Raw genomic sequence first — 13,433 nt, forward strand, 5'->3', positions numbered from 1 at the left:
GTCGTCGATGAAGCTTGCCCGTCTCCCCGATAGCCGCCCCACCAGCCGCCTGATGGACCGCCGCCGCCTGGTCAATCTGGCCGGGCTGACGGCGCTCGCCGCGCTGACCGCGGCCTGCTCGGCCACGAATCAGACCTCGGCGCCGCAGCCGATGGAGCCGGCCATGCCGCGCTTCACCTCGCCCATCACGGCGCAGCAGGTCATCGGCAAATGGGGCCTCGCCGCCTATCACCGGCCGGAAGACGCGGCGCGCACCGAGGCGCAGGCCCGCGAAGGCTGCCGCCAGCCTTATGTCATCACCGCCGGCCCCTCGGGCGGCTTCATGATGTATCTCGCCGACCAGTCGCAGCCTTCCGAGGTGGTGTCGAAGCAGGTCGCGCCCGGCCCGATCTATATCGGCCTGCCGGACGAGCCGCCGGGCGCTCAGACCGACCGCGAGGTGGTGCGCTTCGACGGGCAGGTGCTGGTGCTGAAGTGGATGGACCCGGAAGTGGCCGGCCGCTACGGCACCATGGTCTATGTGCGCTGCCCCTGAGAGCGGCTGAGCCAAGCGCGCCTGAGCTGACCCTGCCCTGAGAACGGGCCGCGCCCACGCTGGCGCGGCGGTAATTCGGCACTAACCGGAAATTAACCATGGGGAACCAACCTGTGGTTCATTCCCTGGTGCCGGATTGCCCCCTATGCGCGCTGATTCGTGCCTTGCCCGCCTTACCGCCGCGCTGCGCGGGAGCGTCCTGACCGGCAGCGCCGCCCTGCTTCTGCTGGCGGCCACCGGCGCCGCGCAGGCGCAGAGCGGCATGGAGGGCTTCGCCTCCTCCTACCAGCTCTATTCCGGCCAGCGCAGCGGCGCGGCGCCCGCCCGTGCCCGCCCGGCGAATAGCTGGGGCGGCTCCGGCTGGCAGCCGGGCGCGGCGAGCGTCTATCCCCCGAGCTATGGTGGTCCGCGCCCGAGCGTCGATGTCGGCGCCGGCTATGGCGGCACCGCGCGTGTGGTGGGCGGGGGAGCGGGCAGCACCACTGCGGCCCCGCGCGGCACCATCACGGTCTCGACCTCCGCCACGACCTATTCCACCGCGACCTATGCCGGCGGCGATGTCGTGCTGCCGCCTGGCGCGGTGGGCGCCGCCCCGGCCCACGGCGCGAGCACCCGCACCGCCGCCGTCGCGCCGCGCGCCGGCTACGATGTCGAGAACTCCTATGACGAGGACGGCCCGCCTTTGCCGATCCACCGCAGCGCCAGCGGCGGCAAGGGCGTCGATCCCAAATACAACAAGCAGCTCGTGCGCTATTCCAGCGCCGATCCGCCGGGCACCATCATCGTCGATACCGGCGCGCGCTATCTCTATCTCGTGCAGGGCAATGGCACGGCGCTGCGCTACGGTATCGGCGTCGGGCGCGAGGGCTTTGCCTGGAGCGGCACGCAGCGCGTCTCCAACAAGCGGGAATGGCCGGAATGGCGCCCGCCGGCGGAAATGATCGCCCGCCGCCCGGACCTGCCGCGGGTGATGGAAGGCGGGCCGGAAAACCCGCTCGGCGCCCGCGCGCTCTATCTCGGCGACACGCTCTACCGCATCCACGGCACCAATGAGCCGGAGACCATCGGTCAGGCGGTGTCCTCCGGTTGCATCCGCATGCGCAACGAGGATGTGACCGATCTTTATAACCGCGTGAACGTCGGCGCCCTGGTGCGCGTCATCTGATGCGGGTGATCTGACCCGCCATCCCCCGTCTGCATGGCTCCTGCCCCCGGCGGGCGCTTGGAGCCGGCCGGTCCCTCCGCTATGGTCCGCGCGATTTTGGGTCCGCGCGATTTTGCGAGCGCGAGCAGGAGCGGCACATGGCGGGTAGCGAGGCTGAGAGCGGCGGCGAGACCCATTTCGGCTTCCGCACCGTGCCGCTGGGCGAGAAGCAGCGCATGGTGGACGAGGTGTTCCACTCGGTCGCGCGCCGCTACGACCTGATGAACGACCTCATGTCGATGGGCCTGCATCGCGTCTGGAAAGACCTCCTGGTCTCCCGCCTGCGCCCGCCCAAGACCGACCGGCCCTTCGCGCTCTTGGATGTCGCCGGCGGCACGGGCGACGTGTCGTTCCGCACGGTCGAGGCGGGCGGGGCCGGCACGCGGGCGACGGTCGCCGACATTAATGGCGGGATGCTCGGCGTCGGGCGCGAGCGCGCGGCGTCGCTGGGCCTCGCCGAGCGGGTCGAGTTCGTCGAGGCCAATGCCGAGAGCTTGCCTTTCGCCGACCGCTCCTTTGACGCCACCACCATCGCCTTCGGCATCCGCAACGTGCCGCGCATGGACAAGGCGCTTGCCGAGATGCGCCGCGTGCTGAAGCCCGGCGGAAAGTGCTTCGTGCTGGAATTCTCCCGCGTCGACATGCCGGTGCTGGACGCGATCTACGACACCTATTCGTTCAAGCTGATCCCCGGCATGGGCAAGATGGTCACCGGCGACGCCGAGTCCTACCAGTACCTCGTCGAATCGATCCGCCGCTTTCCCGCGCCCGAGCTGTTCGCGCAGATGATGCGCGAGGCCGGGCTGAAGCGCGTCGGCTACACGCCGCTGACCGGCGGCATCGTCTGCCTGCACGCCGGCGTGCGGATCTGAGCCGGTGGCCACTCCCCTCGGTGATTTCCTTCGCCTCGCCCATGCCGGCTTCGTGCTGGCGCGCGAGGGCGTGCTCTCGCGCATCGACCCCGACCTGCTGCCGCCCGGCTCCGAGCCGCTGTTCCGCCTCGCGCGGCTGGTGGAGCGGCGCGGGCCCGCTTCCAGCGCCGAGCGCCTCGGCGCCGCGCTGTCCCGGCTCGGCCCGTCCTATGTGAAGCTCGGCCAGTTCCTCGCCACGCGCCCGGATGTCGTCGGCCCGCAGCTCGCCCGCGACCTGGAACTCCTTCAGGACCGGATGCCACCCTTCCCGCAGGCGGTGGCGGACGCGACCATCGCGCGCAATTTCGACCGGCCGACCAGCGCGGTCTACGCGAGCTTGAGCGGCCCGCTCGCCGCCGCCTCGATCGCGCAGGTGCATCAGGGCACGGTGGTGGGCGCCGACGGGGCGACCCGCCGCGTCGCCGTGAAGGTGCTGCGCCCGGATGTGCAGCGGCGCTTCCGGGTGGACCTGTCCTCCTTCTACCGTGCCGCCCGGCTCGGCGAGCGGGCCTCGCCGGAGGGGCGGCGCCTGCGCCTCGTCGCGGTGGTGGACACGCTCGCCCGCTCCGTCGCCATGGAAATGGATTTGCGGCTGGAAGCCGCCGCGCTCTCCGAACTCGCGCAGAACACGGAGGCGGAAGAGGATTTCCGCGTGCCGGCGGTCGACTGGGACCGCACGGGCCGGGAGGTGCTGACCACCGAATGGATCGACGGCGTGAAGCTGAACGATGCCGAGGGGTTGCGCGCCGCCGGGCATGACCTGCCCGCGCTCGGGCGCATCGTCATGCAGTCCTTCCTGCGCCACGCGCTGCGCGACGGCTTCTTCCACGCCGACATGCATCCGGGAAACCTGTTCGTCGATCCGCAGGGCCGGCTGGTGGCGGTGGATTGCGGCATTATGGGCCGGCTCGGCCACAAGGAACGACGCTTCCTCGCGGAAATCCTCTACGGCTTCATCACCCGCGACTGGCTGCGCACCGCGCAGGTGCATTTCGAGGCCGGCTATGTGCCGCCGCACCATTCGGTGGAGGATTTCGCGCAGGCGATCCGCGCCATTGGCGAGCCGATCCATTCGCGCCCGGCCGACCAGATCTCCATGGCAAAGCTGCTGACCCTGCTGTTCGAGGTCACCGCGCTGTTCGACATGAAGACGCGGCCCGAGCTGCTGCTGCTGCAGAAGACCATGGTCGTCGTCGAAGGCGTCGCCCGCAATCTCGATCCCCGGCTCGACATGTGGAAGACCGCCGAGCCGGTGGTGCGGACCTGGATCGAGCGCAATCTCGGCCCGGCCGGGCGGCTGGAAGAGGTGGCGGACGGCTTTGGCGCGCTCGGCCGCTCGCTGCAGACGCTGCCCGAGCTAATCGCGCAGGGCCAGCGCATCGCCAGCCAGCTCGACGCCGCCACCCGCGACGGCATCGCCCTCGCCCCGCAGACGATGGAGGCCATCGGCCGGGCGGAAGGGCGCGGCAATCGCTGGATGACCATCGCCCTCTGGGTGATCGCCGCCCTGCTGGCGGGGCATCTGCTGTTCTGAGGGAGGTGCTGCGTGAGCCTCGTTCACAATGAGCGAACGAAACTGTCCGCAACCTATCTGAACGGGGTCGCCATCGCGGTGATGGCCGTCGGCGGCGTTGGCCCGATTGTCTCGGTCCTGAACGGCGGCGCGGCCCCCGCCCTTGGCATCGCCGCCATCAGCGTGATTTGCCTTGTGGGCAGCATCGCCCTACATTTTCTCGCACGGCGTCTTCTCGGGAGCCTTGTGTCATGACAACTGCGGACTTTCTGCTGCTGCTGATCATGCCGGTCGGCGCCCTCATCGTCGGCGGCATCGTCTATCTGGTCGCCTCACGTGCCCGCCGTCCTCATATCGGCCCGGCGGAGTGACGCCTGAACGCTGACGGCGTTGGGCGCCGTCACGGCCGGCCTCGCTGGCCACCTGCCCCCTGTGCGCGGCGGGCGGGGCGCGCTATAGCGCAAGGCGACTTCCCCCGGGGACATCGGCATGTTCGCAGGCAAGACGGTTCTGCTCATCATCGGCGGCGGCATCGCCGCTTATAAGAGCCTCGACCTCATCCGCCGGCTGAAGGAGCGCGGCACGCGGGTGCGCGTGGTGATGACGGCGGCCGCGCAGCATTTCGTCACGCCGCTGGCGGCCGGCGCGCTGGCGCATGACCGGGTGTTCACCGATCTGTTCGACCGCGAGGCGGAGCAGGATATCGGCCATATCCGGCTCTCCCGCGAGGCGGACCTCGTGATCGTCGCGCCGGCGACCGCCGACCTCATGGCGAAGATGACGCATGGCCTCGCCGATGACCTCGCCAGCGCCGTGCTGCTGGCGAGCAACCGGCCGATCCTTCTCGCCCCTGCCATGAACCCGCTGATGTGGGCGAACCCGGCGACCACACGCAATGTCGGCCAGCTCCGCGCGGACGGCCTCCATTTCATCGGCCCCAATGCGGGGGAGATGGCTGAGCGCGGCGAGGCGGGGGCCGGACGCATGGCCGAGCCGCTGGAAATCGTCGCCGCCGCTGAGGCGCTGCTGGCGCCCGCCACGCCCGGCCCGCTCGCCGGGCGGCATCTGCTCATCACCTCCGGCCCCACCCATGAGCCGATCGACCCGGTGCGCTATATCGCCAACCGTTCTTCCGGCAAGCAGGGCCACGCCATCGCCGCCGCCGCCGCAAAGGCCGGCGCGCGGGTGACGCTGGTGGCCGGCCCGGTCAACCTGCCGGACCCTGTTGGCGTCACTGTCCATCACGTCGAGACCGCCCGGCAGATGCTGGCGGCGGTGGAAGGCGCGCTCCCAGTGGATGCCGCCATCTTCGCCGCCGCCGTGGCCGACTGGCGGGTGGCGCGCGAGGCGGGCGAGAAGATGAAGAAGGAGGGCGGTGCGCTGCCGCCCCTGAGCCTCACCGAGAATCCCGACATTCTGGCCGGCGTCGCCCAGCGCAGCGCGGGGCGCCCGCGCCTCGTCGTCGGCTTCGCGGCGGAGACGCAGAATGTCGTCGCCTATGCCACCGCCAAGCGTGCCCGCAAGGGCTGCGACTGGATCGTCGCCAATGATGTCTCCGCCCAGAGCGGCATTGCGGGCGGGGTGATGGGCGGCGACCGCAACGAAGTGCATCTCATCAGCGCCGAGGGTGTGGAGCCCTGGCCCGCCGCCTCCAAGGCGGAGGTGGCCGAGCGGCTGGTGGCGCGCATCGCCGCCTTTCTCGGACCGGAGACCCCCTGATGACCGCCCCCGTCCTTCTCGACCTGCCCATCGCGGTGCTGCCCCATGGCGAAGGCCTGCCGCTGCCGGCCTATGCCACCGCCGGGGCGGCGGGGCTCGATCTCGTCTGCGCCCTGCCCGAGGACGCGCCGCTGACGCTTCTCCCGCTCGCCCGCGCGGCGGTGCCGACCGGCATCGCCATCGCCCTGCCGGCGGGCTTCGAGGCGCAGGTGCGCCCGCGCTCCGGCCTCGCCCTCAAGCAGGGGCTGACGGTGTTGAATGCGCCGGGCACGGTGGACGAGGATTATCGCGGCGAGGTGAAGGTGATCCTGGTCAATCTCGGCGCCGAGCCGGTGGAGATCGCCCGCGGCCAGCGCATCGCGCAGATGGTGGTGGCGCCGGTGACGCGGGTTCATCCGGTTGTTGTCGGGAATTTGGATGAAACAACACGCGGTAGCGGTGGATTCGGCTCCACGGGTCTCGACGCGGCGGCAATAACGGGTTAGCCAAGGCTTGCCGGCCCTTTGCGGCCGGTGCCTCGCGACCGTCCCGCCGCCCCAACCGACGAGAGCCATGCCGCGCCTGTCCGACAAGAGCCTGCTCGCCATCGCCGCTGTCGTCGACGTCGCGCTGCACGCGCGCGGCATGCCGGTGGCCGCCAAGGCGCTGGCCGCGCGGCACGACCTCCCGCCCCGCCATCTGGAACCGGTGCTGCAGGCGCTCGTCCATGCCGGCGTGCTGAAGGGCGTGCGCGGCCCGCGCGGCGGCTATGAACTCGCCCGCGAGCGCCGCCGCATCACCGTGGCGGAAGTGGTTCGCGTCGTGGAGGCGGAGGCCGACGAGGCGCTGGAGACGGCGCCCGCCATTGTCCGCGACATCGTGCAGCCGGCGGTGGCCGAGGCCGAGCGTGCCTTTGAATCCGCGCTGGACGGGGTGACGGTGGAGGATCTCTGCCGGGCCGCCGCGCAGGACACGCTGCGCAAGGGACTGCCCGAAGGCATCGATTTCACCATATAATTTCGTTAATTATTTATATCCTCGACACATCGTCGTGAATAGGCTAGCCATAGCTCAACGAGCGGGGCTGCGCTAAGCGGTTCCGCGCAACAAGCAACGTCGCGGGAGGATGCTGGTTCCAAGCTCCTGGCTTCCAGCCCCCGTGTTCGCAGGAGACGTTTATGGCCGAGGCCGTCAACACGTCCGCTCCCGCCAAGGTGGGGCGCGGCAAGGTCTATAGCTCGATCACCGAGACTGTCGGCGACACCCCGCTGGTGCAGCTCAACCGGCTGCCCGCCGAGCGTGGCGTGAAGGCCCGCATCCTCGCCAAGCTCGAATTCTTCAACCCGATCGGCTCGGTGAAGGACCGCATCGGCGTGTCGATGATCCAGGCTCTGGAAGAGGCCGGCCTCATCCGTCCGGGCACCGTGCTGGTCGAGCCGACCTCGGGCAATACCGGCATCGCGCTGGCCTTCGTCGCCGCCGCCCATGGCTACCGGCTGATCCTCGTCATGCCCGAATCCATGTCGGTGGAGCGGCGCAAGATGCTTGCTCTGCTCGGCGCCGAGCTGGTGCTGACCCCGGCGGCGCAGGGCATGCGCGGCGCGGTGGCCAAGGCCGAGGAACTGGTGAAGGATCTGCCGGACGCGATCATCCCGCAGCAGTTCCGCAACCCGGCGAACCCGGCCGTGCACCGCCGCACCACGGCGGAGGAAATCTGGAACGACACCGACGGTGGCGTGGACATCATCGTGTCCGGCGTCGGCACCGGCGGCACCATTACCGGCATCGGCCAGGTGCTGAAGCCCCGCAAGGCGAGCCTGCGCATCGTCGCCGTCGAGCCCGAGGATAGCCCGGTGCTCTCCGGCGGCCAGCCCGGCCCGCACAAGATCCAGGGCATCGGCGCCGGCTTCGTGCCGGAGGTGCTGGACCGCTCGGTGATCGACGAGGTGGTGACCGTCGGCAACCAGACCGCGTTCGAGACCGCCCGCGCCATTGCCCGCCTTGAGGGCATTCCGGTCGGCATCTCGTCCGGCGCGGCCATCGCCGCGGCGCTGGAAGTGGGCGCCCGCCCGGAGAATGCCGGCAAGACCATCGTCGTCATCATCCCGTCCTTCGCCGAGCGTTACCTCTCCACGCCGCTCTTTGAAGGCCTCTGATCCACCGCCATCCCCAGAGGGCGGCGCCGCTTTCGGTCGCCGCCCTTCTAGTGCGACTCCCGCTTGGGTAAAGTCTCGGTGATTCGGTTGCGCGGCAGGCGGCGCGACCGGACCGTGACGCACCGGGAATCGACAGTCGGCAAGGGGGGACGGGCGCGGATGGCGCAGCCGGCCGGCAGAGACCAGGCCATGGACGGGAACGGGGCGGAGCCGCGCGCGGCGCAGCATCCGTCCGTGCCGCGCGCCCCCGTGTTCGGCCTGTACGCCGCCTCGCCGGAGCCCGAGCGCGACCTGCCCCTGTTCTCCGCCACGCCGCGTCCGAAGCGCGGGCCGCGCCTTATGCGCCGCCTGCTGGCCGTGCTGCTCGTCGCGCTGCCGGCTGGCGGTCTTGCGGCGCAAACCGGCACGACGACCCCCGATGCCGTGGCCGGGCTGCTGGCGGCGGTCGCCGCGCTGGAGCCGGAGGCGCTGATCGCGCTTGCTCTCGTGCTCGGCCTCATCGCCTTTGCCACCACCACAGCCATCGTGCATGTGCGCTTCCGCCGGCTCGCCGCCGAGCGTGAGGGCTTCGCCTTTGGCGAGATCTCGCGGCTGGAGGCCCGGATCGAGGAAGGGCGCGCTTTGCTGATGGCGGAGCCGCAGATCGTCGTGGTCTGGCGGGAGCCGGGCGCCGATCCCGAGATCATCGGCAACACCCCCGCCTTTACCGGCGTCGCCGCGCCGACCCGCATCCTCGCCTATGGCGCCTGGCTCGCCCCGTCTTCCGCCCGTGAGCTGGAAGCGGGTGTCGACCGGCTGCGCGCGTCCGGCATGCCGCTGGCGCTGACGCTGGCGACGCAGGATGGCCGCCATATCGAGGCGGATGGCCGCCCGGTCGGCTCGGCGGTGATCCTGCGCCTGCGCGACATTACCGGCGTGCGGCTCGACCATGCGCGGCTCAGCGATTCCTACCGCGCGCTCGACGCCGAGACCGCCGCGCTGCGCCGCCTGCTCGACGCGCTGCCGGCCCCCGCCTGGATGGGCACCACCGACGGGCAGCTGCGCTGGGTGAACGCCGCCTATGTCCATGCGGTGGAGGCGCGCGACGGCCACGAAGCCGCCCAGCGCGGCCTGCATCTCATCGACCAGCAGGCCCGCGCGCAGGCCGCGCAGGCCCGCGCCAACGGCACGCCCTTCGCCGTCCGCATGCCCGTGGTGGTCGCCGGCAGCCGCCGCGTGCTCGACGTGCTGGAGGTCGGCACACCCGCCGGCGTCGCCGGCATCGCGCTCGACGCCACCGAGGCGGAAAGCGTGCGCACCGAACTCGCCCATGTGGTGAGCGCGCACCGCCGCACGCTCGACCAGCTTGCCACCGCCGTGGCGATCTTCGGTGCCGACCAGCGCCTCGTCTTCCACAACGCGGCCTATGCCAGCCTGTTCGAGCTCGACCCCGGCTTCCTCGACGACCGGCCGACCGACCCGGCGGTGCTGGACCGGCTGCGCGCCGCCCGGCGCCTGCCGGAGCAGGCCGATTTCCGTCTGTGGCGCGAGGAACTGCACAGCGCCTACCGCGCCATCGAGCCGCGCGAGCACTGGTGGCATTTGCCGGGCGGGCGCACGCTGCGCGTCGTCACCGCGCCGAACCCGGAAGGCGGCGTCACCTATCTGTTCGACGAGGTTACCGAGCGGCTCGCGCTGGAGAGCCGCTACAACGCGCTGATCCGCATCCAGAGCGAGACGCTGGACGCGCTCGCCGAGGCGGTCGCGGTGTTCGGCAGCGATGGCCGGCTCGGCCTCAGCAATTCCGCCTTCGCCCGGCTGTGGAAGCTCGACGCGGCGCTGCTCGCCGCCCATCCGCATATCGACAAGGTGGCCGAGGCCTGCCGGGCGCTGGGCGGCGACGCGGAAGTCTGGGCGCGGCTGCGCGCCGCCGTCACCGGTATCGAGGCACGGCTGCCGACCGAATTCCGCATGGAGCGGCGCGACGGCGCCATTCTTGATGGCTCGACCCAGCCGCTGCCGGATGGGGGCACGCTGGTGACGCTGCGCAACGTGACCGACAGCGTGCATGTCGAGCGCGCGCTGGTGGAGCGCAATGAGGCGCTGGTGGCGGCCGACCACCTCAAGAGCACCTTTGTCAGCCACGTCTCCTATGAGCTGCGCTCACCGCTCACCACCATCATCGGCTTCGCCCAGCTGCTCGACGATGCCGGCGTCGGCCCGCTCAATACCCGCCAGCGCGCCTATGTCGGCCACATCACCGAATCCAGCGCGGCGCTGCTCGCCATCATCAACGACATTCTCGACCTCGCCACCATCGACGCCGGGGCGATGACGCTCGACGTCACCGAGGTGGAGGTCCGCGCGGCCATGGAGGCGGCGGCCGAGGGCGTGCGCGACCGCCTCGCCGAGGGCGGCATCCGCCTCGCCATCGAGCCCGGCAGCGCCTCCGGCACCTTCCGCGCCGATGCCAAGCGTGTGCGGCAGATCCTCTACAATCTGCTGTCCAACGCCGTCGGCTTCGCGCCGGAAGGCACCACCGTCACGCTCTCGGCCGAACGCGGCAAGGGCGAGGTGATCTTCCGCGTGCGCGACGAGGGGCCGGGCGTGCCGCCGGAGCTGGCCGAGCGCGTGTTCGACCGCTTCGAGAGCCACACCGCCGGCTCGCGCCATCGCGGCGCGGGGCTGGGCCTCTCCATCGTGCGCTCGCTGGTGGCGCTGCATGGCGGCACCATCACCTTGAGCCCGGCGCCGGGCGGCGGCACGCTGGTTACCTGTACGTTCCCCCTGGAAGCCGGCACCGGCCGGATCGCGGCGGAGTAGCGCCATGGCCGATCCCCGCAGCACCGCCCCCGTCGCCGCCCCGGCCGTCGCCCATTGGGAGGTGGTGCTGCCGGACGAGCACGCCACAGGCCGCCTCGCCATGGATCTCGCCGCCCTGCTTCAGGCGGGCGACGTGGTGGCGCTGGAAGGCGACCTCGGCGCCGGCAAATCCACGCTCGCCCGCGCGCTGATCCGCGAGCTGGCGCAGGATCCGCTGCTGGAAGTGCCGAGCCCGACCTTCACGCTGATCCAGACCTATGACCTGCCGCGCCACCGCGTGGTGCATGCCGATCTTTACCGGCTCGGCGATTCCTCCGAGCTCGAGGAAATCGGCTGGTACGACCTGACCGATGGCGCGGTGACGCTGGTCGAATGGCCCGAGCGGGCCGGCGAGGGCGCGCTGCCGGCCAACCGGCTGGAGCTGCGCATCAGCATCCCGCCGGACGCGCCGGAGCAGCGCCGCCGGGTGCGCCTGCTCGGTCATGGACGGCTCGCTGGCGCCCTGCAGCGCATGCGCGCCATCCGTTCGCTGATCGACACCGCCGGCTTCGGCCCGGCCCAGCGCCGCCATTTGCAGGGCGATGCCTCGACCCGCACCTATGAGCGCCTCGTCGGCTCGCGCCGCAACGCCGTGCTGATGAACGCGCCGCGCCGGCCGGACGGCCCGCCGGTGCGCGACGGCAAGCCTTACAGCGCCATCGCCCATATCGCCGAGGACGTGAAGCCCTTCGTCGCGCTGGCGCGCGGGCTGAAGGGGCTCGGCTTCTCCGCCCCCACCATCTACGCCGCCGATCTCGAGGCGGGGCTCTTGGTGATGGAAGATCTCGGCGAGGAGGGCGTGCTCGCCGGCACCCCGCCCGCGCCCATGCCGGAGCGCTATGAGGTAGCGATCGACGTGCTCGCCGCCCTGCACGCGAGCGAGCTGCCGGACACGCTGCCCGTCGCGCCGGGCATCGACCATGTGATTCCGCCCTATGACCTTGAGGCGATGCTGATCGAGGTCGAGTTGCTGCTCGACTGGTATCTGCCGCATCGCGGCCTGCCGCCGGCCGGTCCGCTCGCCCGCGCCAGCTTCCGCCGGCTGTGGACGCAGGCGCTCGCCGCCTCGCTGGCGCAGGCGCCGACCTGGGTGCTGCGCGACTACCACTCGCCGAACCTCATGTGGATCGAGGAACGCGACGGGCTGGAGCAGATCGGCCTCCTGGATTTCCAGGACGCGCTGATGGGCCCGCCGGCCTATGACGTGGTCTCGCTCACCCAGGATGCGCGCGTCGATGTGCCGGAGGAGCTGGAGCTGGCGCTGCTCGGCCGCTACCTCAAGGCGCGCCGGGCCGAAGAGCCGGGGTTTGACCTCAAGGCCTTCGCCGCCTCCTATGCGGTGATGGGCGCACAGCGCGCGACCAAGATCCTCGGCATCTTCGCCCGGCTGAATCACCGCGACGGCAAGCCCGGCTATCTCCGGCATATTCCGCGCATCTGGCTCTATCTCCAGCGCAGCCTGGCCTTTACCGATCTCGCCCCGCTGCGGGCCTGGTTCGCCCAGCATGTCCCCCCGCCCGAGGGCGAGGTGCCGGCCGAGATGATCCGCGCCGCCCGCGCCGCCGCGCCGCCCTCCTTCCTGGCGCGCGAGGCGCCCGCTCCGGCGGCAACGGTGGCGCCAGCCCCCGCGCCGGTTCCGCCACCGCCAATGGAGGCCGCTCCCGCCGCCCCGGCGGCGGATGTCATCGCCCCGTCATCCGCTTCCGTCACGCCGGAGGAGCCGGGCGTGCCCGATCCGGTCGCTCCCGCCGAGACCACTGAGCCCTCATCCGACCTGCCGTCCGATCCGCAGCCTGACTCTGTATCTGACGGCACGACCAACCCGACACCGCATCCATGACGTCTCCCGCTTCCCCGATCCGCCGCGCCATGGTGCTTGCCGCCGGCCTCGGCACACGCATGCGCCCGCTGACCGACCGCATTCCCAAGCCGCTGGTCGAGGTGGACGGCAAACCGCTCATCGACCATGTGCTGGACCGCCTCGCGGATGCCGGGGTCGAGACCGCCGTGGTCAACCTGCACTACAAGGCGGACATCCTCGAGGCCCATCTCGCCGGCCGCAGCGGACCGCCCGCGCTCATCCTCTCCGACGAGCGCGACGCGCTGCTCGACACCGGCGGCGGCATCGTCCGGGCGCTGCCGCTCTTCGGGGCGGAGCCCTTCTATTCTATCAATTCCGACACCATCTGGATCGAGGGCATCCGGACGAACCTCGTCCAGCTTGCCGCCGGCTTCGATCCCGCCACCATGGATGCGCGCCTGCTGCTAGCGGCGACCGCGACCTCCATCGGCTATGACGGGGCGGGCGACTTCACCATGGACCGCGAGGGCCGGCTGGAGCCGCGCCATGAGCGGCTGGTGACGCCTTTCGTCTATGCCGGAGCGGCGGTGCTGTCGCCGCGCCTGTTCGAGGGGGCGCCCGCCGGGGCCTTCTCGCTGGCGCGGCTGTTCCGCAGCGCGGTGCAGGAGGGGCGGCTCTTCGGGATGCGGATGGAAGGGACATGGATGCATGTCGGCACGCCCGAGGCCATTGCCGAGGCGGAGGAAGCCATCCGCCGCTCGACCGCGTGAGCCA

Annotated in this window: 12 protein-coding genes; all 12 read left to right on the forward strand. The window is 71.1% G+C overall.

Features of this window, described 5'->3' with window-relative positions; translation table 11 throughout:
• Positions 1 to 7: 7 nt before the first annotated feature.
• The 12 genes from AncyloWKF20_RS17495 to AncyloWKF20_RS17550 all read left to right on the forward strand — a co-directional run bounded on the left by AncyloWKF20_RS17495 (position 8) and on the right by AncyloWKF20_RS17550 (position 13,429).
• On the forward strand, positions 8 to 535 hold the full coding sequence (locus AncyloWKF20_RS17495; RefSeq protein ID WP_279315246.1) for a hypothetical protein: 528 nt from the start codon (positions 8 to 10) through the stop codon (positions 533 to 535).
• A 145-nt stretch (positions 536 to 680) separates the two neighbouring features.
• Entirely contained in the window at positions 681 to 1,700 is a 1,020-nt protein-coding gene (locus AncyloWKF20_RS17500; protein WP_279315247.1) for a L,D-transpeptidase, read from the forward strand.
• Between the two features lie 137 nt (positions 1,701 to 1,837).
• Positions 1,838 to 2,611, forward strand: coding sequence for a bifunctional demethylmenaquinone methyltransferase/2-methoxy-6-polyprenyl-1,4-benzoquinol methylase UbiE (gene ubiE, locus AncyloWKF20_RS17505; RefSeq protein WP_279315248.1), 774 nt, complete (start codon positions 1,838 to 1,840; stop codon positions 2,609 to 2,611).
• Between the two features lie 4 nt (positions 2,612 to 2,615).
• A complete protein-coding gene (gene ubiB / locus AncyloWKF20_RS17510) occupies positions 2,616 to 4,184 on the forward strand; it encodes a 2-polyprenylphenol 6-hydroxylase (protein ID WP_279315249.1) in 1,569 nt (522 codons plus the stop codon).
• Positions 4,185 to 4,196: 12 nt separating this feature from the next.
• Positions 4,197 to 4,418, forward strand: coding sequence for an amino acid transporter (locus AncyloWKF20_RS17515; RefSeq protein ID WP_279315250.1), 222 nt, complete (start codon positions 4,197 to 4,199; stop codon positions 4,416 to 4,418).
• Positions 4,419 to 4,652: 234 nt separating this feature from the next.
• On the forward strand, positions 4,653 to 5,882 hold the full coding sequence (gene coaBC / locus AncyloWKF20_RS17520; RefSeq protein ID WP_279315251.1) for a bifunctional phosphopantothenoylcysteine decarboxylase/phosphopantothenate--cysteine ligase CoaBC: 1,230 nt from the start codon (positions 4,653 to 4,655) through the stop codon (positions 5,880 to 5,882).
• Positions 5,882 to 6,367, forward strand: coding sequence for a dUTP diphosphatase (gene dut / locus AncyloWKF20_RS17525; RefSeq protein ID WP_279315252.1), 486 nt, complete (start codon positions 5,882 to 5,884; stop codon positions 6,365 to 6,367). The genes coaBC and dut overlap by 1 nt, the downstream gene beginning before the upstream one ends.
• Positions 6,368 to 6,434: 67 nt before the next feature.
• A complete protein-coding gene (locus AncyloWKF20_RS17530; RefSeq protein WP_267584232.1) occupies positions 6,435 to 6,878 on the forward strand; it encodes an Rrf2 family transcriptional regulator in 444 nt (147 codons plus the stop codon).
• Between the two features lie 161 nt (positions 6,879 to 7,039).
• Entirely contained in the window at positions 7,040 to 8,017 is a 978-nt protein-coding gene (gene cysK / locus AncyloWKF20_RS17535; protein WP_279315253.1) for a cysteine synthase A, read from the forward strand.
• Positions 8,018 to 8,206: 189 nt separating this feature from the next.
• A complete protein-coding gene (locus tag AncyloWKF20_RS17540; protein WP_279315254.1) occupies positions 8,207 to 10,819 on the forward strand; it encodes a PAS domain-containing sensor histidine kinase in 2,613 nt (870 codons plus the stop codon).
• Between the two features lie 4 nt (positions 10,820 to 10,823).
• A complete protein-coding gene (tsaE, locus tag AncyloWKF20_RS17545; RefSeq protein ID WP_347710381.1) occupies positions 10,824 to 12,698 on the forward strand; it encodes a tRNA (adenosine(37)-N6)-threonylcarbamoyltransferase complex ATPase subunit type 1 TsaE in 1,875 nt (624 codons plus the stop codon).
• Positions 12,695 to 13,429 (forward strand): nucleotidyltransferase family protein, encoded by a 735-nt coding sequence (locus AncyloWKF20_RS17550; protein WP_279315255.1) that lies wholly within the window; start codon positions 12,695 to 12,697, stop codon positions 13,427 to 13,429. Before tsaE ends, AncyloWKF20_RS17550 begins: the two co-directional genes overlap by 4 nt.
• The last annotated feature ends 4 nt before the right edge of the window (positions 13,430 to 13,433 follow it).

The organism is Ancylobacter sp. WKF20 (genome assembly GCF_029760895.1).
GTDB lineage: Bacteria > Pseudomonadota > Alphaproteobacteria > Rhizobiales > Xanthobacteraceae > Ancylobacter.